General features: G+C 51.5%; 17 protein-coding genes. 11 read left to right on the top strand and 6 right to left on the bottom strand.

The genetic code is table 11. The features are described 5' to 3' along the window. Positions 1-383 precede the first annotated feature (383 nt). The 6 genes from lpdA to NDI52_RS11035 all read left to right on the top strand — a co-directional run bounded on the left by lpdA (position 384) and on the right by NDI52_RS11035 (position 8,691). Positions 384-1,817 (top strand): dihydrolipoyl dehydrogenase, encoded by a 1,434-nt coding sequence (gene lpdA / locus NDI52_RS11060; RefSeq protein WP_190772048.1) that lies wholly within the window; start codon positions 384-386, stop codon positions 1,815-1,817. A gap of 159 nt (positions 1,818-1,976) precedes the next feature. Next, positions 1,977-2,864, top strand: coding sequence for an indole-3-glycerol phosphate synthase TrpC (gene trpC, locus NDI52_RS11055; protein ID WP_190772049.1), 888 nt, complete (start codon positions 1,977-1,979; stop codon positions 2,862-2,864). 99 nt (positions 2,865-2,963) lie between these two features. Continuing rightward, the gene (locus tag NDI52_RS11050; RefSeq protein WP_190772050.1) at positions 2,964-3,227 is read left to right on the top strand and encodes a DUF5340 domain-containing protein; all 264 of its coding nucleotides are present in this window, start codon (positions 2,964-2,966) and stop codon (positions 3,225-3,227) included. A 424-nt stretch (positions 3,228-3,651) separates the two neighbouring features. Then, positions 3,652-4,908, top strand: coding sequence for a hypothetical protein (locus NDI52_RS11045; protein ID WP_190772051.1), 1,257 nt, complete (start codon positions 3,652-3,654; stop codon positions 4,906-4,908). A 654-nt stretch (positions 4,909-5,562) separates the two neighbouring features. Continuing rightward, positions 5,563-6,714 (top strand): alanine--glyoxylate aminotransferase family protein, encoded by a 1,152-nt coding sequence (locus NDI52_RS11040; protein WP_190771395.1) that lies wholly within the window; start codon positions 5,563-5,565, stop codon positions 6,712-6,714. A 765-nt stretch (positions 6,715-7,479) separates the two neighbouring features. Continuing rightward, entirely contained in the window at positions 7,480-8,691 is a 1,212-nt protein-coding gene (locus tag NDI52_RS11035; RefSeq protein WP_199307705.1) for a glycosyltransferase, read from the top strand. A gap of 133 nt (positions 8,692-8,824) precedes the next feature. Here the strand turns inward: NDI52_RS11035 and NDI52_RS11030 are convergent, their stop codons facing one another. The 5 genes from NDI52_RS11030 to NDI52_RS11010 form a co-directional block, all read right to left on the bottom strand. Next, complete coding sequence (locus NDI52_RS11030) at positions 8,825-9,781, bottom strand: phosphotransferase (protein ID WP_190771396.1); 957 nt, start codon at positions 9,779-9,781, stop codon at positions 8,825-8,827. A 991-nt stretch (positions 9,782-10,772) separates the two neighbouring features. Then, on the bottom strand, positions 10,773-12,320 hold the full coding sequence (locus tag NDI52_RS11025; protein WP_190771397.1) for a B12-binding domain-containing radical SAM protein: 1,548 nt from the start codon (positions 12,318-12,320) through the stop codon (positions 10,773-10,775). Positions 12,321-12,510: 190 nt separating this feature from the next. After that, positions 12,511-14,220, bottom strand: a complete 1,710-nt coding sequence (gene mutL / locus NDI52_RS11020; RefSeq protein WP_190771398.1) for a DNA mismatch repair endonuclease MutL — start codon at positions 14,218-14,220, stop codon at positions 12,511-12,513. Between the two features lie 210 nt (positions 14,221-14,430). Next, positions 14,431-15,774, bottom strand: a complete 1,344-nt coding sequence (locus NDI52_RS11015) for a hypothetical protein (RefSeq protein ID WP_190771399.1) — start codon at positions 15,772-15,774, stop codon at positions 14,431-14,433. 162 nt (positions 15,775-15,936) lie between these two features. Continuing rightward, a complete protein-coding gene (locus tag NDI52_RS11010; protein WP_190771400.1) occupies positions 15,937-16,356 on the bottom strand; it encodes a hypothetical protein in 420 nt (139 codons plus the stop codon). 338 nt (positions 16,357-16,694) lie between these two features. Between NDI52_RS11010 and NDI52_RS11005 the strand changes: the two genes are divergently transcribed. Together NDI52_RS11005 and gatC are read left to right on the top strand one after the other, a co-directional pair. Beyond that, positions 16,695-17,216, top strand: coding sequence for a photosystem I assembly protein Ycf3 (locus NDI52_RS11005; protein ID WP_190771401.1), 522 nt, complete (start codon positions 16,695-16,697; stop codon positions 17,214-17,216). A 145-nt stretch (positions 17,217-17,361) separates the two neighbouring features. Then, on the top strand, positions 17,362-17,655 hold the full coding sequence (gene gatC, locus NDI52_RS11000; RefSeq protein WP_190771402.1) for an Asp-tRNA(Asn)/Glu-tRNA(Gln) amidotransferase subunit GatC: 294 nt from the start codon (positions 17,362-17,364) through the stop codon (positions 17,653-17,655). A gap of 35 nt (positions 17,656-17,690) precedes the next feature. Here the strand turns inward: gatC and NDI52_RS10995 are convergent, their stop codons facing one another. Next, a complete protein-coding gene (locus tag NDI52_RS10995) occupies positions 17,691-17,813 on the bottom strand; it encodes a hypothetical protein (protein ID WP_277874837.1) in 123 nt (40 codons plus the stop codon). Positions 17,814-17,839: 26 nt separating this feature from the next. On the opposite strand from NDI52_RS10995, the gene NDI52_RS10990 reads away from it, so the two are divergent. From NDI52_RS10990 to NDI52_RS10980, 3 genes are read left to right on the top strand one after another with little or no spacing between them, the layout of a single operon-like run. Next, a complete protein-coding gene (locus tag NDI52_RS10990; RefSeq protein ID WP_190771403.1) occupies positions 17,840-18,760 on the top strand; it encodes a putative selenate ABC transporter substrate-binding protein in 921 nt (306 codons plus the stop codon). A 5-nt stretch (positions 18,761-18,765) separates the two neighbouring features. Further along, positions 18,766-19,515: a phosphonate ABC transporter ATP-binding protein gene (locus NDI52_RS10985; protein ID WP_190771404.1), complete on the top strand. Its 750-nt coding sequence runs from the start codon at positions 18,766-18,768 to the stop codon at positions 19,513-19,515. A gap of 1 nt (position 19,516) precedes the next feature. Then, positions 19,517-21,271, top strand: a complete 1,755-nt coding sequence (locus NDI52_RS10980) for an ABC transporter permease subunit (RefSeq protein WP_190771405.1) — start codon at positions 19,517-19,519, stop codon at positions 21,269-21,271. Positions 21,272-21,289: the final 18 nt, after the last annotated feature.

The raw sequence follows: 21,289 nt of genomic DNA, 5'->3' as shown, positions 1-21,289 counted from the left end.
GTGTTTCTACGCAAAATTCAGGCATTTTGAGTGGTTGCCGTCGCCGCTATCGGGACGGTAATTAATTTTCTCGGGCCTTTTTGTATGGAAGATTTACTATTCTAAAAAAAATGAGGAGGGGAATCTGCTACTTCGGCAAGGTAACCCTGCTCCACTCATAGCGCTTTGCGCTTGAATCAGCCATGGTTGTTTTTGTGAGAGCTGTGTGGAGCGCGGCTCTCGTAAAAACAACCAGATTTTAAGCCCTTGAAAAGTGCTGTAGGATGCCATCGGCTACCGGCAATTCAACAGTGCAGTTGTCTGAAAGCCCCTCAACACCGAAAATTGTAACTAGACTGAAATTTTGACTGTTTGAGTGAACGACACGTCGAGGGAGCGGGGAAGTGAGTGAAGGATTTGATTACGATCTGATCATTATCGGGGCCGGAGTGGGAGGCCATGGGGCCGCTCTCCACGCGGTTAGCTGTGGGCTGAAGACCGCCATCATTGAAGCAGGTGACATGGGTGGTACCTGTGTGAATCGGGGTTGTATCCCCTCGAAGGCACTACTGGCTGCCTCCGGGCGCGTACGAGAACTGCGGGATGCCCATCATCTGAAAGCGATGGGAATTCAGCTTCAGAACTTGTCCTATGACCGGGAGGCGATCGCGAACCACGCTCTCAATTTGGTGAGCAAAATTCGTTCTGACCTAACCAATAGTCTGAAACGCCTGGGGGTCGATACGATTCAGGGGCGGGCGAAACTGGCGGCTCCCCAAAAGGTCAGCATTACCACTCCTGAGGGTGAGAAGGTTATTACGGGTAGAGACATCATGCTGTCTCCGGGGTCTGTTCCCTTTGTGCCCCCGGGTATTGAGTTGGATGGACGGACTGTATTTACCAGCGATGATGCTGTACGGCTAGACTGGGTGCCCAACTGGGTGGCTGTCATTGGTAGTGGCTACATCGGCCTGGAGTTTGCTGATGTCTACACCGCTTTAGGATCCGAAGTCACGATGATCGAGGCTCTCGACCAACTGATGCCCGGATTTGACCCTGACATCGCCAAGATTGCCCAGCGGGTTCTGATCGCACCACGAGATATGGAAACTCGTGTGGGTGTGTTGGCCAAGAAGGTTATCCCGGGTTCTCCCGTACGGATTGAGCTGGCCGATGCCAAGACGAAGGAAGTGGTGGACGTTATTGAGGTGGATGCCTGCTTAGTCGCGACTGGGCGCATTCCTGCCACAAAAGACTTGGGCTTGGAGACGGTCGGTGCAGAACTGGATCGCCGTGGCTTCATTCCTGTGAATGACCAGATGGCCGTGCTGGCTGCTGGAGAACCCGTGCCGCATCTGTGGGCCATTGGGGATGCTACCGGCAAGATGATGCTGGCCCATGCCGCATCGGCTCAGGGAATTGTGGCTGTAGAAAACATCTGTGGGCGATCGCGCGAAGTTGATTATCGCAGCATCCCGGCTGCCGCCTTTACCCATCCCGAGGTGAGCTTTGTAGGGATGACGGAGCCCGCCGCTCAAGAGGTGGGCAAGCAGGAAGGCTTTACCGTAGCCAGCTCCCGCTCTTACTTCAAGGGTAACTCCAAGGCTCTGGCGGAAGGGGAGACGGAAGGTTTGGCGAAGGTGATCTTCCGGGAGGATACGGGGGAAGTGTTAGGGGTTCATATCCTGGGCCTGCACGCTTCGGATCTGATTCAGGAAGCGGCGAATGCGATCGCTCAACGCCGCTCTGTTCACGACCTATCCTTTATGGTTCATACCCATCCCACTCTCTCTGAAGTGCTGGATGAGGCCTTCAAGAAAGCAGCCGGTGTGCATTAAGTAGCAGAGTAGGTGGGGGAGTAGATGGATAAATGAGTGGGGCAGTGGATGAGTGCCGACCAACCGTTGGCATTCTTACCTCTCTCCCCTTCTGTCCAGCTACTCCCTTACGCATCTACCTTGCTACACCCTTATTCATCCACCCTTTATCCCCGATCTATGGAAATTCGTCGTCGTCCTCCTAATCCCGCTGTCGCGGTAGAAACGTTGCGATATCAGGTGAAAGTGCCCGATGCTGAGCCGCGCCACATTCTAGAGAAGATTGTTTGGCACAAGGAAGCGGAAGTCGATCAACTGCGGGAGCGCCAACCTCTACAACAGCTTCAGGGGCAACTGGCGAGTGCTCCCCCGGTAAGAGATTTTGCCGCTGCCCTGAAGGCAGGTAAAACTCAGCCCGCCTTGATTGCTGAGGTGAAAAAAGCTTCCCCAAGCAAAGGGATCATCTGTGAAAACTTTGATCCGGTGGCGATCGCCCAGTCTTACCAGGCTGGTGGTGCGAGCTGTATCTCTGTGCTAACGGACAGCGAGTTTTTCCAGGGCAGCATGGATTACTTGCTGCAAATCCGTCAGGCCACAGATGTGCCCCTGCTCTGTAAAGATTTCATCATCTATCCTTACCAGCTCTACCGGGCTCGGGTGCATGGCGCAGATGCCGTGCTGTTGATTGCCGCTATTTTGTCAGACAAAGACCTGCAATATTTCCTCAAAATCACTGCAGCTCTGGGTATGACTGCCTTAATCGAGGTGCATACCGCTGCCGAACTGGAGCGGGTATTGCACCTCGATGGGGTTGCTCTATTGGGGATCAACAACCGCAATCTGGAAGACTTTTCGGTGGACTTGAAAACGACTGAAGACCTGCTGGACCAGTATGGGGAGACGTTACGCGATCGCCAGATCCTCGCGGTCAGCGAATCAGGACTCCATAGCCCTGCTGATCTTCAGCGGGTACAACAGGCTGGGGCCACTGCCGTGTTGATTGGTGAATCTTTGGTGAAGCAGGCCGATCCAGGTGCGGCGATCGCTACGCTTTTCATAGCTTCCTGAACAATAATAGAAGGGGCTATTGTCGGACATGCTTTTTTGGGGTTTGTCTTGGTCAATGGCCCCCACTTGCGTCCCCCTATACCGTTGTCACCTGGTTTAATGGAACCCATCCCTCTTCCGTCCCACATCCATTACGAGTTGTTGCTTCAATTACTCGAACGTCAGACGAGCCAGGCCGTGCGCCAGCATCCCCGGCAACAAGATCAGTTACACGAACTCATTGTGACGCTACGTAAGGCCCTCAGCCAACAGAAGTACCTAGAACAATCGTGTCAGCAGGCCCACATTCCGATTGATTTCCGCTGGTCTATAAACGAGAGTGGTTTGCCTGCTGCCCCAACAGATATGCCTCACTCCGCTTAAGGTTTTATCAAGCGCTTTAGGAGGGGTCTCTGGCCCCTCTCAAGGTTTAAGCGAGGCCCAGAAGCATTCACGATATAAAGCGTTCTTAGCATAATTTCTGAAATAGATTTGAAAGATGCGCTGCGTTCATTACATCTCAAAATCTATACAGTAATTTCCGATGAAAAAGGCAATTTCTCAAATACGCCTGACGCCATATTGTTGAGCAAACCGTATGAAACATGGCACACTCAACAAGAATGCATTCGATACAGCAAATTTGAGTAAGCCTTACGTAATCTAAATTTTGGCTTCAGCATCCATAATAGGGAGATTAAAACCATTTCCCGCGAATTTCCTCCGGGAAGCTTCGATTCTAGGGCTTAGCATCCATCAGAGACATCCGATAGACTGAGTAAAAGTTGAAATACGGGAGACCTTGGCGGTGCAACCCGATTCATCCCCTCTAACTTCAGCGATCATCCCTGGTTTAGCTGAGGAAACCCATCGTGTCAGTACTTCGGAACTGACGGTAGATGCGGCAGAGTATCGTGCGCTTTTGCGGGAAGTGCAGCTGGCTCGGCGGCAACAACGCGATCGCACCACCCGGATCCAGGAATTAGAACAAGCCTTGGACCAAGCTTTGGCCTCCATTAGCGAGATGCGCCTGAAGCTGGAGGAGCAGACATTTTTGGAGGCCCAGTTAGCCGCCACCGAAAAGTTTGCCTGTGTGCAACAGCAGGCGATCGCCCGCCTTCGGCTTCGTGTTCAACAACAGCAATGTCTTATTGAGAGTCACCTGGCTGCTGCTCGTGACATCTCCTCACCCCATACGGCTTTACCATCGCCCTCCTCCCCCATTCCACCTCTGAGTGAAGCTCAGGCCAGTACTCGACGTTTGCGGGAAGACCGGATCTTGGGGATTACGGCCACTGAGCCTGATGATCTTCCCCGTCGACTGGCCGATGTGCAGCAGCAGGCGGAGCAAAGCCGGGAACTGGCCCATCGATTACAGGAGCAACTGCTGCTGGCTCATGAACGGATTCAAGAACTTTCTGTTGCCTTTGACCAGCACGAGGCGGTAATCGTCGACTTGCAGGGGCAGCTCAAGGAAGCTTACAGTATCCAGCCTGAGCGTCCGAACCGTACCAATTCGCAGCGAGCGTTAATGCGTCAGAATCGGGCGATCGCTACCCTCGGGCAAGACTTAGCCCGCGCCCAAATTAAAGTCGAAGAACTGGAAATTGAACTGGCTCGTCAACTACGACAACTGGCTTTGTCGCAACAGCGACATCGGGAGGTGGAACGGGAGAGCGATCGCCATCAACATCGGGTAGCTTCCCTGGAACGCCAGACTGCCGAGTTGCAGGAACAGGTCTTTTACCAGGCTCGTCAGATCGGGGAATACGAAGCAACCATTCAGCATTGGAAAGACCAATACCTGACCAGCCAGCATCAAATTCTGCGCCTACAAGAATTGCTCGAAGAATTGCAACTGCAATTTTTAGCCAATGATCGGGATACCCCAACTTTGAGTGCCCTGTTCTCTGAGTTGTTAGCTGTAGTGGAGTTTGCAGCGCTTCCCGGGGAAGACGGTTCCCAAGCCCTTACGACCTATCCCATGCCCCGGCTGAATGCACTAGAGTTGCCTGATTTTTTGTTGCGTCGCCGCAGTTACCGTACTCCTCCAAAGGTAGAGTGACGCTATATTCATAGCCCTACTCACATCCTGTACGGCTTCAAAACCAAAACTGAGAAGGGTGATTTTTTATGACTAAGTGGCAGAAAAATTTCCCTTCTGGGTTTTAGGAGATTTCCAGCAATGAAATTACCCCCCAGGATGTTGGTGTTTTGGCCGCTTCGCGGGCAAAACACCAACATCCTGGGTAAATTCTTATGCAGAAACCTCCTTAGTGCAAGATCTGAGCCTATTCACTCGGGACACGGCTTGTCAAAGTAATCCGCCCTAATCTAAATGCGTGGAAATCTCATTGTGATGCCTTTTGTCAGGGGATCTTCATCAAAGAATAAAACGATTCTGTTTTGTACGCACTCCACACCCAATAAAGGGTATGTTCTTGAGTGTGAAACCGATGGTTTTGCGCTGGAAAAAACATACTCATCATGAAAGGAAACTCGGGTCAGACGAGTGTGGGGAACTGGCCCACCAGGCTAGTTCCCCACATTCGTTCGATTTCGGTTGTATTTGATTTTTGTGATCCGATGACTTTCGGTTCGTCATCCTTCGGCAATGCCTCCCCTCTTATGGCATTCTGGAGGATGTGTTGCAAGCGCTACAAAATCCCACGGACGAAGCTTACACACCCCTCATTTGACGGAAGGCAGGATAAAGCGAATGGATAGTAAGTTGATGCTGATGATTCCCGGTCCCACTCCGGTACCGGAACCCGTGCTACTGGCCATGGCAAAGCACCCCATCGGCCATCGCAGCAAAGATTTTGAAGCGCTAATAGCGGAGGTGCGTGACCAACTCAAGTGGCTGCACCAGACTCAGAACGAGGTTTTGGTGTTGGCTTCCAGTGGTACTGGCGCGATGGAAGCTGGAATCATCAACTTTCTGAGCGCAGGCGATCGCATTCTCGTTGGTAACAACGGGAAGTTTGGCGATCGCTGGGCCAAAGTTGCCCAAGCCTACGGTCTGGCCGCAGAGCAAGTGACTGCTGAATGGGGCAAACCTCTGAATCCTGAGGAATTCCGCACCCGTCTGGAAGCGGATACCGACAAGCAGATTAAAGCGGTTGTTGTTACTCACAGCGAAACGTCTACTGGAGTATTGAACGACCTGCAAACCATCAGCGGCTATGTCAAAGCTCATGGTGCACTCATGATGGTGGACTCTGTCACCAGCCTGGGTGCTACCAGTGTTCCGATGGATGAGTGGGGCTTGGATGTTGTTGCTTCGGGTTCTCAAAAGGGCTATATGCTGCCTCCTGGCTTAGGCTTTGTTGCGGTGAGTGACAAAGCATGGGAAGCCTACAAAACAGCTACTCTGCCGAAGTTCTACCTGGATCTGGGCAAGTACCACAAAAATCAGCTCAAGAATACGACTCCTTTTACTCCTCCGGTGAACCTGTTCTATGGCCTGAAGGTGGCTCTAGACATGATGCAGAAAGAGGGCCTGGAGAATATCTTTGCTCGTCACCATCGCCAGAAGGATGCTACCCGTGCGGCTATGCGTGCTATCGGGCTGCCTCTCTTTGCAGCGGATACAGCGGCCAGTCCGGCGATCACTGCTGTAGCTCCTGCTGGGGTTGATGCTGAGCAAATTCGCAGCATCATGAAAAAGCGCTATGCCATTCTACTGGCCGGTGGTCAGGACCACTTGAAGGGACAGATTTTCCGGGTAGGGCATTTGGGTTTTGTGTGCGATCGCGACATTCTCACGGCTGTTAGCGCCCTGGAAGCAACCCTGTTAGAGCTTGGTTACGAGCAGTTTGAGAAAGGAGCTGGCGTTGCTGCCGCTGCCTCTATTTTGATGACAGCTTAAAACTGCCTTCCATCTAAATAGCCCTCCCTTCAAATGGGAAGGGCTATTTAGATATACAGTGCTCCGTTGGGGACAAGACACGCGGCTGAACAACCGTAGCAAGGTTAGATGTCTCCCAAACTGGTGAGATACGAGAAATGGATGTAGGACTTTGTCCCGCATCCATTTCTCGTATCTCACCAGTTTGGAAAGTGCTGTATTAGTGGTATAAGTGGCAACTGAAACGGCCATCCATAACACTAATGGGTAAGCCATTTATAACATGGAGTGGCACTTTATGCTGTGCCACTCCATGTTACGGTTGTTCAACGAGACTCGATATAATTTGGCTGCGATATAGTGCGTTAGGCACGGAAACAGAGCGAGCGATGCACAGGGCGCTCCTTGTCACCGTACTGAATCAACGTTCACAGCGCTATATAATGGGCTGAAAATGCAATTCTTTAAATAGTAAACAGGAAAAAATGACTCAGACGGAAGGTATATCCCTTCTGTAAGGAGTTGAGGTGTTAATTGAGACCTGGAAATAAGTAATCTGTCTGCTATTGTAGCTTTTTAATATGTTTAGGAAGAATGTTCTGATATTCCCTTCGTCGGGGCTTTTTAAGCATTGAAATTTTAGACTGAGCCCTATTTCTATCAAATATAGGATTGCCCTTATTGAATAGGTTACTTCGTGGGTAAACTCCTTACTTGGAGATGTAGCTACGTCAGGGTGTTCGAATTCTTTCAATTATGAACTCTCCTCTATAGGGTCTATCACTAATGCCTAACTCTAAAATTCGTCTCCTTAAAATTTCTTACGCAGGGGATTATCGCGAAGCGGTAGAACGGTTCGCTTTGGGTGGTGAAGAGACTTATTATGCCCAACGTTACTCCGTCGATACATTTGCTGAGCTAAGCCGTCGTGTAGAATCAATTGCTCATCTTTGTTATATGACTGATGAGCCCTATAGCGAGTTATTAGACAACGGTGTACGAGCGATCGGAGCTGGATTAAAGCCTGAAAATAAGTTTGATCGAGCTCTGTTGAAGACTCTAATTGAGCAACAAAATCCAACACATTTAGTTGTTTGTCTGCCTGACCGATGGTTGTTGAAGTGGGCGATTAAAAATCAGGTTAAAACAATGGCTGTGCTGGCAGACTCTTTCACAATGAATGGGTTTCGCGATCGCATTCGAAATTTCCGTTTAGCTCGTCTGTTAAATAATCGTTGGGTTGAGTGGGTAGGAAACCATGGCCTGAATTCTTCGATTATGTTGAAGCAAATAGGCGTCAATCCCCAAAAAGTCATCCCTTGGGACTGGCCTCATCAGACGACTCCAGAAGACTTCTCTCCAAAAGAATTACCTGATCATAGGAATCCCTACACACTTATCTTTGTTGGGCAAATCTCTGAAGCTAAAGGAGTAGGAGATGTTCTGAACGCACTAAAAAAACTGAGATTGTCTGGACTACCGGTATCGCTTCAACTTGTAGGAAGTGGCTGTGGTACTGAGCAATTCAAAGATCGGATTAAAGAACTAGAAATCGAGGAATGGGTGAATTTTTTGGGGACAGTTCCTAACAAGGAGGTACTGAATCTGATGCGGCAAGCCGATCTAGTTTTGGTCCCTAGCCGTCATGATTATCCTGAAGGGTTACCGATGACCATTTATGAAGGGCTATGTTCCCGTACTCCAATTGTTGCTTCTGATCATCCTATGTTCCAAAGCCGTTTGATTCATGGTGTTAACGCCACCATTTTCTCATCCGGTAATTCGGATGATTTAGCTGCAAAGATTAAGCAGACTCTTTCAGATCCACTGCTTTACCAGAAGCTGTCGTTTAACTCAGCCACAGCTTGGAAAGAGCTTCAAATTCCAGTTAAAGCAGGTGAGTTACTTGAACGGTGGTTATCGGATTCTCCGGAAGACTATACCTGGTTGAGTGACTATTCGCTTGCCTCAAGCTATTACAGCAAGTTTGGTGTCTAGAGGTAGAATATCTAATTCCAGCGCAATAGGATTTACGCAAGTTCACTATACCTAGTAGATCTCCTGCATAAATTAGTTTTTGAGGGCGTAAATTGTTGCCCAGCGAAGCCGCGCAACAATTTACGCAGGAAGTCTAGTTTACTTCTGTAGCTGCGAGCGCTTTATCCAAGTCTTTTACAGATGCTTGCATCATGCAGACAAATCTTTCTAAAGGAAAGCATCCCAAGTTGAGAGCAAAATGACCTCCGGCTGCAAGCAGATAGGACTTAGCATCACGAATGTCACAACCTAAGATCTGACAGTGAGCTGCTACATTTTCGCCCAAGCGTTTGGGTTTTACTTTAAAGGATGCAGCCATGCGAATCAGGTCGAAGATAGCGTAGCCTTGCACCTTTGAACCAGCCCAATCGATTAGAACAAACTTGGGTTCTGGAGGTTGTTTTTGGGTCAACAACACATTTCCTTTCCAAAAATCCCCATGCATTAGTACATACCGGGGAGCCCATAGACCCCGTTCTAGACGGCACAAGGCTTGTGCCGCTGCCGTACGGATTTCTCCTGGCACTTCTTCCATTAAGCTCAGGTGCTGTAATGGCGCTGCAAATTTGGTTTCAATTTCAGAGGTTGGAACAGGTACCTGAGTTACACGGGCAACTTCCTGAAGGAATTGCAACAGATGAGGCGTGATTTGAGCTCGCTGTACTGGCCAGAAAAACTTATTCTCTGAGAGCGGATATTGATACTGAAAAACTCCGAAACTAGAACCTTGTACGTTGCCATGCCCGACGGGACCAAGAATGTGGGGAGCCAGGGATGCTCCGACGGCCTGTTTTGCGGAATTGACACGCGCGATCGCCTCCCGTACGGAATGAGGAGCATAGGGCGAAGCCCAGTGGGCAACAGCAACAGGTTTACCTTCCTGATTTCGGAGGAGGAACTTTTGAGAGCCATCAGCCAAAGCAGATTTTCGGCGAAAGGGCTCAACATTTTGAAAGGCTAAGGGGGTTTCATGGGCCAAGGCTTCCACGAGCTGCTCAGGTAAGACAGTCTGTGGATTAGTTAATTGCTTGGAAGGAATGAAACTGACCATTTTTTTTAGCTCTCAAAAACAGTGAATGAAAGTCAACTCATATAAACGCCTCGCTACTTTGACAACCGTTTCTGGTGGGTCTACCAGCTGATGGGAAGTAAGCTTACGAGTCGTCAGGATGGTTAGTACTAACCCTGCCTTAAATTGGATTAATTCCTCTTTAAGGTTCTCTGCCTTTAAATTAATCGATACTTAATTAGAAGTTAACCTTTCTTTCCAGCATTCATCGAAGCTTTAAGGATGTCCCAAACGGCCGAAATTCAATATCTAGAGTGTCTAGCACCATGCTCTGGATAGATCTTCTATCTATCTTTAGGCGTATTTTTAGGAGACATCTTCTAATTGTCGGAAAGAGCCTATGTGTCTGTTAACTACCTTTTCCATAGGGCGAAAAGACGCAGGTATACCCATACTTACATCCGTATTTCATAAAAAGTAGAAACCCAAAAATCTTGGTTTTTGCTGTGAAGTAGCGAAAACCAAGATTTTTGACTTCCGAGGCACGATATAAGTACAGGGCTGACGCAGCGTATGTGGCGTGGCGGGCTCTGTACACCGCACTATGTAAAACAATGCACCAAACCTGGTGGACTTGTGTGAGACCTAAAGTATTAGGAAAAATAAAGTTTTATTAGGCAATAATGATGCTTCAAATTTGCAGATGGGGTATGGCACAGGCGTACTGTATCGCCTTTCCATCGCACTCTATCCCTCAGGCTTCCTGCATGAATTGTTGCCAGGTTTTGCCGCAAATGATTCATGTTCTTAAAAAACGATTCATGTAGAAGTTCTACAAGCTTATAGCAATGTGCAAGTGCGTTAAGTACAGCAACGGTGGTGTGGGGCACGAAGTGCCCCACACCACCGTACTTAATCAACCCGCACAGCGCTATAAAGTCGTATCCTAAATGTTAAGAAAAGCCAGTGTAGCGCTTAGCGCTACACTGGCTCTGTAATGCAGTAGTGTAGTGTACATTTAGGTCGATAAAAGTTAAGCTGCAACTGTTTCGCGGCTTTCTACATGATCGCGGAGTTGGGTTTCAATTTCATCGCAGACAACTTGACGGTAGGCAATGAAATGCTCGCCTAAAGCACAGATTGATAAGTAATGTTGCCACAGACGTGGTTTGGTCTGCATGATGTGAAACAGGTAGCGCCAGAAAGTCCAGCGGGTTTTACGCTGAATACCTTGTCGCCAGCAGATAGTCAATAGAGCCCGAATAGCTGCCCAACTGGGGGTACGCAATGCTGTTTTATGCTTGGGTTCACCCATCAGAAGAAACTGATTGTAGACCCGATCTAAATAGTTTTGTGGGTCGTAAAGTACCCAAAATGCTTGCATGTATTCGCGAGCGATCGCCTCAATCGACCGGGTTGGCACGAAGTTCATCAGGGTCGTCTGGTTAATGTTGGCCCCTTCCTTTAACAGCCGTCCCTCCTTCTGTAGCCGTTCCCATAGAGCGGTGTTGGGCAACGCCTGAAGCATGCTGAACATGGCCATCGCAATAGATGTGTTTGTAACAAATTGGATGATGCGATCGCCCGCCCCAGGCTTCTCGCCATCAAACCCAATAATGAACCCGGCTGTCACTCGCAGACCGTAGCTCATGATTTTCTGAACCGATTCCGAGAGGGGGTCACGGGTGTTCTGGAATTTTCGAGTGAGAGAGAGACTGTCTGAGTCGGGGGTTTCAATGCCCAGAAAGACGGCATTAAAGTTGCATTCCTGCATTAACTCCAGCATCTCTTCGTCTTGGGCCAAGTCTACCGAGGCTTCTGTGTTCAAGTAGAAGGGATACTCGTGCTCCTGCATCCAATCCTTAAGTGCTCGCAACAGCAGCTTTACATTACGCTTGTTGCCGATAAAGTTATCATCCACCAGGAAAATGCTGCGCCGCCAGCCCAACTCGTAGAGCCGCTGAAGTTCGGCCAGGAATTGCTCTGGTGTTTTGGTACGGGATTTGCGGCCATACAGCACAATAATGTCGCAGAATTCGCACTGAAACGGGCATCCCCGCGAGAACTGCACCGACATATTGTCGTAGGCATCCATTTCCAGGAGATCGAAGCGAGGAATTGGGGTTGCCGTCACATCGGGTTTCCCGTCTGTACGGAAGGTCCCGCTGGTATCTCCTCGCTCCCATGCTTCTACAAACATGGGTAGGGTGATTTCGCCTTCATCCAGAATTAAGAAGTCGGCTCCTGTTGCTGCGGCCTCTTCGGGCATGGAGGTGGGGTAGGGGCCACCTACGGCAACGGGTTTTCCACGCCGTTTGGCTTCTTTAATCTGGGCAGCAAAATCCTCGCGTTGCACAATCATGGCAGAGAGCATGACCAAGTCAGCCCACTCCCATTCAGCCTCGGTGATGTCTCGCACATTGCGATCCACCAGCCGAAATTCCCAATCTTGAGGTAAGAGTGCTGCTACTGTAACCAGCCCCAGAGGAGGAAGCAGTGCCTTCCGATCCACCAGGGACAGCGCTCGTTCAAAAGACCAGAAGCTGGTCGGGAAAAGCGGATACACCAGGAGAACTCGCATGAAAGCCTACCCTCTGCATGGAATTTTTCATTACTTTACCGCCAATTGATAAAATCCACACTAAGGGATGCCAGTTATGGGCGTTTTGGGAATTGGCTTGGGGGCGGTAGAGGGCAGAGGGCAGAAGTTATGGATGCAGCGAAAATCCAGGAACCGCGAGTAGCTAGATAACTACCTTCTGCCTCCTGCCTTAAATACCGTGGCTTTTGCCAATCACCCAGTGGCGGCGGAAGAAGCGGGAAAGGCTGGATTCTTGAAGTTGAAGGGCGATCGGGCGGCCGTGCGGACAAGTACGGGGATTTTGGGTAGCTTGCCACTGATTGAGCAGAGTTTGCATTTCGGGAAGGGTGAGGGGAGCCCCGTTGCGAATAGCAGTGCGGCAGGCGGTTGCGACCAAGGCCGTATCCAGATCGCCTCCTAAACTCAGTTCCAGGATGGCGTCGGCGCAGTCCTTCCGCTGATGCAGTGGTTCTGGAATTTGACGCACGGCCCACAGATCCTCGCCAAAGGTATCCACATCCAGTCCAAGGCGTTGAAGTTGGGCAATCTGTGATGGATTCAGTTGACCCAGGATGAGGGGGGGATCGAGTGGCATGAGATTCCAGCGATCGCACAACCGCTCATACAGCACGCGTTCATGGGCGATATGCTGCTCCACCAGCCAGATGCCAGTGGGGTGCTCTGCAACGATATACATCTGATGCAACTGGGCGATCGCCCGCAACTCCGATGCTGGAACCGTATCTTCCCCTTCAACCGGCGGCATAACTTGACGACTGGGGTAGCTACCGGATTCTTCAGATGCATGCACCAGTTGACTAATGCGCCCGGTGTAAAACGTTTCCTTTAGCTCAGCGGTGCTTTCGCTAAGGGCTTGCTGGATGGCGTTGTGCAGGTGCGATCGCCATTCATCCAGGGCCTTGATGTAAATCTCGGCCTTGGCGGGGTGACGGTTCCAATCAATTTGATCGGGGGGTAGATGAAGATGGGCAAAGCAAACGGGATGGCGATCGCGCGGTAGAGTGCGGCGAAATGCAGCCAGAATGGTTTGCTCAAGCTCTGGAATGCGAACCATACGGCCATTGATCGCGACCTTAACCCAGTCGGGCCTGTGGCGGTGGCAGCGATCGGGGAGGCCGAGGGTGAGGTGGATGGAAGTGGAAGGGGGGCTGATGGGCCGAGGGTTAGAAGAGGCAGTGCGTGGATGGGTGGGTGGAGCGTAGCGGATTTCGTGGAGGTCTTGGGGAGTGAGGGTGGGGAGAAGTTGAGGGATGAGTTGGCGGGGAGTAGGGGTGCCCCAGAGGGAGAACCAACTGCGATCGCCCTGGTAAACCTGCCAGGTGACGGTCGGGTGACAGAGGGCCAGGTAGTGCAGGGTGAGCTGAATGGTGCGGAGTTGTTGCGCGGGGCTGGGGAGGCTCTGGCGACGGGGGAGCCAGTCGGCGAAGAGGTTGCCAACACGGACAATGGTACCGGGAGCGATCGCGGCCACTTCGGTTTCTACAACATCGCCCTGATGGTCATAAGTAACCCACCATCCGTCGGGCGAGTCAGCGGCGCGGCTGCCAATTTGTAAGTCTGCGAGTTGGGCGATGCTGTGCAGTGCTTCGCCACGAAAGCCCAGGCTATGGATGTCCCAGAGATCGCAGTCTTGCGCTAATTTGCTGGTGCGGTGAGATAGGGCAGCTTGCTGCAAGTCTTCGAGGAACATGCCGTTGCCGTTATCGGCGAGCTGAAGCCGCCATTGCTCCGGCCACAGGGCAATGGTAATGCGAGTGGCTCCGGCATCCAGGGCATTTTCTGCCAGTTCGCGTACCACAGCAGCCAGAGAGTCGATGACTTCTCCGGCGGCCATACGTTGCACCAGATCGGGAGGAAGGGGGTAGATGTGGGCCGTCATTGAGGTAGAAAAAAGTTGGAAGTGGTGGAGCGATCGCCCCCTTCCGATATGCGAAAACAGGTGGAGGAGTCAAACACGACTCCTAATTCTCTCGTGCAATTCAAATTACGAAATCAGCAGCCAGTTCAACATGATGCTCACCTGACGTTGAAAGCCCTTCAATTCTCGCTCGCACTTTCAACCCACGATGTCATGAGCTCAGTGCCCAATCTAATGGCTCTCCAATCGTCGTCGCCAATCCTCATCAATTTTGTCTTTTTGGGCCAACTCCTGTTCGGTGAGATCCTCTTCGGTCGTGTAGGCCAGGTCGCGGGCACTAACGATGGTGCGAGTGGCAAACTCGCTGGCATAGGTGAGTTTGCGTTGCACGGTATTATCGGCTTCATTGAGGGCGATCGCCCGCTCCTGCCGCTCCTCATTCCGGGCCTCAATGCGCTTGTTGCGCCACTGAATCCAGAAGTAGCGAGCTAAAGGAATTCCCAAAAATGCAACGCCATAGGCCAGCAAAAAGCCAAAGATCCCCGTAGTAAAGCTAACGACGCTGCCAGCAAACCCTGCTTCAGCCATAATTTGGGCAAGAATGCTAACGACTTCTCTATCTTGCAAAGCCCGCCACAGGGCTAAAGCCGCCACTAAATTAATGCCCCCCAGGCTAATGGCCCACATCTTTTGAGTAGAACTGGCTGCACTAAACTGCCAGGGAGTTTCTTTCAAATAGGCGGGAACTGGAGTGGCCTGGTGCTCCTCGGCCATGACCTGTAATTCTGGGAAGCGGTAGATTAAATCTCCTTCTGGGCTTACCTCAGGACGGCCGTTGAAGCGGCTTAGCACCGGTAACATGTAGTCTTCCAGGTCACGGCTGGAGCCATTGCCGAGGTTATCTAAATACGGAGAAATTTGCTCGGCTACGACGGAGCCCCCGTTATTGCGAATGGTAGTGGCGATCGCCTGCCAGCGTCGTTCCTCTAAGTTGGTATTGGGGTTTCCGTCCCCAAACAGGAACGAGAAGATGGATTCCAGAAAGCTCATCTGGCCATCTCGGCCTCTAAATTGACGGCGTTCGTAACTGCGCCGTCCATAGCCGGGGGAGAATAGATAGAACCAATCTGGGCCAATCCATAGACGCGGTAAGAAAACTGGGCCGAAACCCCCTCCCCCTCCTCGGTCATTGTCCCGATTTTGAGAACTGGCGGCTGAGAGGGCGATCGCAATAATAATCAGCGTCAGCACAATCAGCACCAGGGAGGCAATCAGTACCACCCCAAAGGAGACACGGATCAGGTAAAACAAAACCCGCCAAATTTGGCTCCACCACTTTTGCAGCCGCAGGCGAAAATACTTGCCCTGCAGAATTCCCTGCATTCCTCGGGGAAACACATAGGCCAGCTCTCCGGTTTCGGACACCTGCATATGCCCGCCGACTTCGGAGGCCAGGGTCAGCAATCCCTGCTCGGCCAGTTGCAAATCCATTCCTGCCTGGGCGGCCACGTCGCCTGCGGTGACGCGATAATGAAGCTGTTCCACCGCCCGCATAATGTCGCGGTTGGGCACCATTTGTTCTATTCCTAAGTGTAGAGCTACCTTCACTCTAGGAATTTTTTCAGGAATTCGACAACTTGGCTCTGTTAAAGTTTTTGGGGATTTGATAGAGATCCCCGATCTGGACAGAAATCGATCGCTCCAAAAACACACCCTGATCGCTACTTGGGAGTAAGATTACAGGCCGGGAAGCACTGCCGGGGTAGGGCTGGTCGAGTACCATTGCATCTCAATCGGCCCCAAAGGTGAGTGATTGGAATCGTCAGCGTTTGCTGTCGATAGGGTCGCCAGGTGGTTGAGGGTTACTCCAAGGCCAGCGGTGAGAAGGGCGATCGCTCCCCCAACGATGAACCAGCGGGTGCGGGTGTTCATTTCCAATGCTGTTTCCCTTGCGCTTGTCTGGGGTTGAATGCCTGATAGCTGGTGAGCTTTGAGGGGCGGTAATTCGTATCCAGCATAGGGCAGGGGTAAGGGCTCCACCGCTTCGGGTTCTTCCCACACCACGGAACCATCTGGGAACACTACTACATTTGGTTGGAGGGTCTTCACGAACTGGGAACCCGTAGATGCCTGAGACGAACGTAATGTTCTGGTCATAATTTGTTGAGCCCTCAGGGTTAATTCTCTTGATGCTATTAAGTATCTCCCCTCTCCCCGCCTTCTCTGGTGATGCAATTCCTCATAAACCCGTGATCTCACGGGCGACGTAGAGGTGATGGCCGTCCATCATCCCTCCTGATCCAGATTGAAGTTCTGTGTGAGGTAAATCACAGTTGCAAGATCTCAGTAGGAGTAGCCCAGTACAAAACCCAATTCACGTTAAAGTATCCATAGGCTGTATATTGGCTCTCGCTATGGGCTGACGTTGGTTAGCTAACGGCTTCATTCGCTAGTATGGGCCTATAAAATTCTTGGATGGTAAACCGGGTTAAGCTATGCCGCGATCGCAACGCAACGACAACTTCATCGATAAATCCTTTACGGTCATGGCCGACATCATCCTCAAGGCCATGCCGACGAAAAGAACTGCTAAGCAAGCCTTTGCTTACTATCGAGATGGCATGTCTGCTCAGGCTGAGGGTGAATACGCCGAAGCCATGGCCAACTACGAAGAAGCTCTGACCCTGGAAGAAGACGAGTACGATCGCAGCTTCATCATCTATAACATGGGCCTCATCCACGCCAGCAATGGCGAACACGACAAAGCCCTTGAGCGCTATCACGAAGCGTTGGAACTCAATCCTCGCATGCCCCAAGCCCTTAATAATGTCGCGGTCATCTATCACTACCTTGGCGAACAAGCTCAGGAAGCTGGAAACAACGACGATGCTGATGCCTACTTCGACAGAGCGGCGGAGTACTGGCAACGCGCTATTCGCCTCGCTCCCAACAACTACATCGAAGCTCAGAACTGGCTGAAGACAACTGGGCGGTCTAAGGCAGATATTTTCTTTTAAAGGCAATGACAGGAGTAAGGCGGAGGACAGAAGGAGCGAACACCCGAGCCTTCTCATTGCTTGAGCCGTTCATCTCGCTCTGTTTGCCCTCTGCCTTGTCCTTCCGGTCTTATCCCCATTACCTGTTACCTATTACTCATTACGTATGTCCCTCGATCGCGAACAAGTCCACAAAGTTGCTAACCTTGCCCGACTGGCTTTGACTCCTGAGGAGGAAGCTCAGTTTAGTACTCAGCTCAGTAGCATTCTGGAATATTTTGAGCAGTTGAGTGAGTTAGATACGAGTCAGGTGGAGCCAACGACTCGGGCGATCGATGTGGCTAATGTTGTTCGTCAAGATCAGCTCAAGCCCTATAGCGATCGCGAAACTATCCTTGATAGTGCGCCAGAGCGGGATGGCGAGTACTTCCGCGTGCCCCAGATCATGAACGACCAGTAGCAGTGGGATGGGCTTTGCACCTGGCGCTTCTTTGATCAGGCGATTTTGAAGAGGGGAGCTTCTCTAAGAAGCTTCCCTTTCTGTTGATCCAGGGAAATGGCGAAAATTAGCTGCTTGATAGCAAGGGCGATCGCCGCTGGGGTAATATTTCCTGGCACCTACGTCGTAAAAATTGAGTTGGGAAATGAAAAAAATTCTGCTATCCGCTGCATTAGCGCTACTACTGCCCATTGCCGCTTGTGCACCTACCCAGGATGCTGGTCAGAATACCGGTTCCCAAACTGAAGCAAGCCAACCTCTGGAAGTGGGGGCCATTCCTGACCAGGATCCCGAAAAACTACAGCGGTTGTATGGTGAGTTGGCGAAGTACCTGGAGTCTGAATTAGGGGTGCCTGTTGAGTACAAGCCTGTTACCGACTACGCGGCGGCTGTCACGGCTTTTAAGGTGGAAGATTTGGATCTGGTTTGGTTTGGTGGGCTGACAGGGGTGCAGGCCCGACTGCAAGTGCCTGGAGCCGAGGCGATCGCCCAGCGGGACATTGATGCCGATTTCCACAGTGTTTTCATTGCAAATAAAAACAGTGGCATTGCTCCCATCAACGATGTCAATGGGCTGCAATCCCTGAAAGGGCGCAGTTTTACCTTTGGTAGCGAGTCTTCCACTTCGGGCCGCTTGATGCCGCAGTACTTCCTGGAGCAGGCCAACGTCAAACTGGAAGATTTCAAAGGTGCGGCCGGGTTCTCCCAATCCCACGATGCGACTCTGAAGCTGGTGGAAGCGGGTACCTACGATGCCGGTGTGATGAACGAGCAGGTTTGGAAGAGCCGACTTGCAGCCGGTGAGGTTGATGTGGACAAAGTACAGGTCATTTGGCGCACCCCTGCTTACTATGACTACCATTGGGTTGTGAACCCCGAAGTTGAGAAGCGTTACGGTGATGATTTCATCGAGCGCTTACAAGCAGCCCTGCTGAAACTTGACCCCAACGTGCCTGAACAGAAAGAAATTTTGGAGCTGTTTGGGGCAGGTAAGTTCATCTCAACCCAGAACTCCAATTACAGCCAGATCGAGGAAATCGGGCGGCAGATTGGCAAGATTCAGTAACCCCAATGTCTTTTGTCCAACCCCTGTTCGAACTTCGGCAGGTGAGCCAGCGTTTCGATCGCTTCTCGGCCCTGCATGACGTCACCCTGCAAATTTATGAAGGGGAGCGTGTTGCCCTCGTCGGCTCCAGTGGGGCCGGGAAGAGTACACTGATTCGCCTGCTGAATGGCACCCTTCGGCCAACGGAGGGAGAGGTTTGGGCGCTGGGGCGGAACTTGAGTGGCTTGTCTGCTCGACAACTGCGTCAAGTACAACGGCAAATTGGAACGGTTTATCAACAGTTTCACCTGGTGGATAATTTGGCGGTGATCCACAATGTCAACGCAGGCCACTTGGGACGTTGGCCCCTGTTCAAGGCTCTGGTGTCATTGGTGTATCCCTTGGAGGTAAAGACCGCAGCGGATGCCCTGGAACGAGTGGGTATTCCTGAGAAACTCTATGCTCGCACCGATCGCCTCTCTGGGGGGCAACAGCAGCGGGTTGCCCTGGCACGAGTATTGGTACAAAATCCACAGGCGATTTTGGCGGATGAGCCTGTTGCAAGCCTTGACCGTGAGTTGAGCCGTGAGGTGATGGATCTGCTCTGCAAACTGGTGGAGGCGAACAAGACCCTGGTGGTGAGCCTGCACTCGGTGGAGTTGGCGCAGCGGTATTGCGATCGCATTATTGGTCTTCGTCATGGCACTGTGCAATTTGACGTGCCTTCGAGCAACGTCTCCTCTGCCTTGCTCGAAGACCTGTATCGTTTGAGGTAGTATGGCCCACCCTTCTGCTGTCAGGTCATGGTGGCCTGCATTGGCGAACCCTCGTATTGCCTGGGGGTTGGTAGCATTGGGGGCGATCGCCTTCTCCCTTTACCCCACTGGCCTGTTTCGTCAAGACATCCTCAATCCCGGTGGGCTGCCGCAACTGGGGCAGTTTTTGGCAGCCAGTCTGCAACCTGACTTCAGCCCAGAATTCCTGGCATTAGCCTTGAATGCGGCGATCATCACACTGGCCTATGCAGTCTGCGGTACTGTTTTCAGCATCGCTCTGGGGTTGATAGGTGGTGTATGGGTCTCGGAAGTCTGGTGGAAAACGGTGTTTCCTCAACGTGGGGGGCGTGTCCGGGCCGGTATCCGCTTTCTACTCGCCATTCCCCGCGCTATTCATGAGCTGATTTGGGGATTGTTCTTCATCAATATTTTTGGGCTCGACCCGCTGGTGGCGATCTTGGCGATCGCAATTCCCTACGGAGCGATCGTCGCCAAAGTATTCTCCGAAATTCTTGACGAAACACCGCGCCAACCCTTGCTGGCTTTGCTCAGTAGCGGTGTTGCCCCACTGACCGCTTTTACCTACAGCCTGATTCCACAAGCGGGGCTGAATCTCCTTTCCTATACCTTCTACCGCTTTGAGTGTTCTATTCGTTCGGCGGCAGTGCTTGGGATTATTGGGGCTGGGGGCCTGGGATATGAAATCCTGCTCAGCCTGCAATCACTTCGGTACAACCAATTGTGGACGCTGTTTTATGCCCTCTTCCTGCTGAACGGATTGGTAGATTTGAGCAGCGCCTGGGTACGTCGCCGCCTGGGGTCGCCCAGTCGCCTCGATTTGAATTTTCGCAAGTTATCCCATCGTGCTGAATCCCAAGCTGCGGCTCAAATTACGCCCGCAGCTTTTTCGCTGCATTCAGAGTCCGATCAACGCGTGAAACTTGATCCGATTTTGCTATTGGCGGGTGTCGCCATTGTGCTGCTGATTCCGTTTTGCTTCAACTTCGTCCAGGCAGACTTTAGCAAGCTCTGGTCTGCTCGTACTTTTGAGCTGTTAGTGGACATTGGGCAATCAGCCCTGCCTCCACGGTTTGAGGTGGAGCAGTGGCAGCAACTGCTTGGCCTATCATTGCAGACCCTGGCCATGTCGATTTTGGCGATCGCCCTGGCAGGTTTTGGTGGCATTCTCCTCTCATTTCCTGCGGCCTATAACTTCTTTCTGCCCGGAGGCTTGCTGGCGACAGTCGGGCAAAGTCGGGGTGGCCGCATTCTCGCCTGGGTATCGCTCTTGCTGACCCGTTCCCTTCTGCTGATTGCTCGGGCCATCCCTGCACCGATTTGGGCACTGGTCGCGCTTTTTGTCTTGTTTCCGGGCATGTTGCCAGGGGCGATCGCCCTCAGCATCCACAATCTTGGAATTTTGGGTCGCTTGATGGCGGAGGTCAATGAAAACCTGGACCAGCGACCTCTGATAGCACTAAAGTCGTTAGGTGCTCCGGGGCCACTGGTGTTTCTCTATGGCGTATTGCCACTGACGTTTACCCGGTTTTTAGCCTACACCCTCTACCGCTGGGAAGTGTGTATGCGAGAAACTGTGATTGTCGGGCTCGTAGGAGCGGGTGGTCTGGGTCGCCTATTGACAGAACAGCTCACCAGTTTTGATTACCGTAGTGTGATAGTGACCCTGGGATGCTTTGTGGTGCTGACCTTTGTCGTGGATTGGGTCAGCGGCACGGCACGGCGATCGCTACGCTAATGGGTGTAAAAAAGTGAC

Origin of the sequence: Leptolyngbya sp. PL-A3 (genome assembly GCF_039962325.1) — a bacterium.
Taxonomy (GTDB): domain Bacteria; phylum Cyanobacteriota; class Cyanobacteriia; order Elainellales; family Elainellaceae; genus Vacuolonema.
This window is presented reverse-complemented; position numbering and strand designations above follow the sequence as displayed.

What these genes read in the sequence shown, in the direction of transcription:
- trpC (WP_190772049.1), top strand. Translation starts at nt 1,977, where the DNA reads ATGGAAATTCGTCGTCGTCCTCCTAATCCCGCTGTCGCGGTAGAAACG.
- NDI52_RS11050 (WP_190772050.1), top strand. Translation starts at nt 2,964, where the DNA reads ATGGAACCCATCCCTCTTCCGTCCCACATCCATTACGAGTTGTTGCTT.
- NDI52_RS11040 (WP_190771395.1), top strand. Translation starts at nt 5,563, where the DNA reads ATGGATAGTAAGTTGATGCTGATGATTCCCGGTCCCACTCCGGTACCG.
- NDI52_RS11035 (WP_199307705.1), top strand. Translation starts at nt 7,480, where the DNA reads ATGCCTAACTCTAAAATTCGTCTCCTTAAAATTTCTTACGCAGGGGAT.
- NDI52_RS11030 (WP_190771396.1), bottom strand. Translation starts at nt 9,781, where the DNA reads ATGGTCAGTTTCATTCCTTCCAAGCAATTAACTAATCCACAGACTGTC.
- NDI52_RS11025 (WP_190771397.1), bottom strand. Translation starts at nt 12,320, where the DNA reads ATGCGAGTTCTCCTGGTGTATCCGCTTTTCCCGACCAGCTTCTGGTCT.
- mutL (WP_190771398.1), bottom strand. Translation starts at nt 14,220, where the DNA reads ATGACGGCCCACATCTACCCCCTTCCTCCCGATCTGGTGCAACGTATG.
- NDI52_RS11015 (WP_190771399.1), bottom strand. Translation starts at nt 15,774, where the DNA reads ATGGTGCCCAACCGCGACATTATGCGGGCGGTGGAACAGCTTCATTAT.
- NDI52_RS11010 (WP_190771400.1), bottom strand. Translation starts at nt 16,356, where the DNA reads ATGACCAGAACATTACGTTCGTCTCAGGCATCTACGGGTTCCCAGTTC.
- NDI52_RS11005 (WP_190771401.1), top strand. Translation starts at nt 16,695, where the DNA reads ATGCCGCGATCGCAACGCAACGACAACTTCATCGATAAATCCTTTACG.
- gatC (WP_190771402.1), top strand. Translation starts at nt 17,362, where the DNA reads ATGTCCCTCGATCGCGAACAAGTCCACAAAGTTGCTAACCTTGCCCGA.
- NDI52_RS10990 (WP_190771403.1), top strand. Translation starts at nt 17,840, where the DNA reads ATGAAAAAAATTCTGCTATCCGCTGCATTAGCGCTACTACTGCCCATT.
- NDI52_RS10985 (WP_190771404.1), top strand. Translation starts at nt 18,766, where the DNA reads ATGTCTTTTGTCCAACCCCTGTTCGAACTTCGGCAGGTGAGCCAGCGT.
- NDI52_RS10980 (WP_190771405.1), top strand. Translation starts at nt 19,517, where the DNA reads ATGGCCCACCCTTCTGCTGTCAGGTCATGGTGGCCTGCATTGGCGAAC.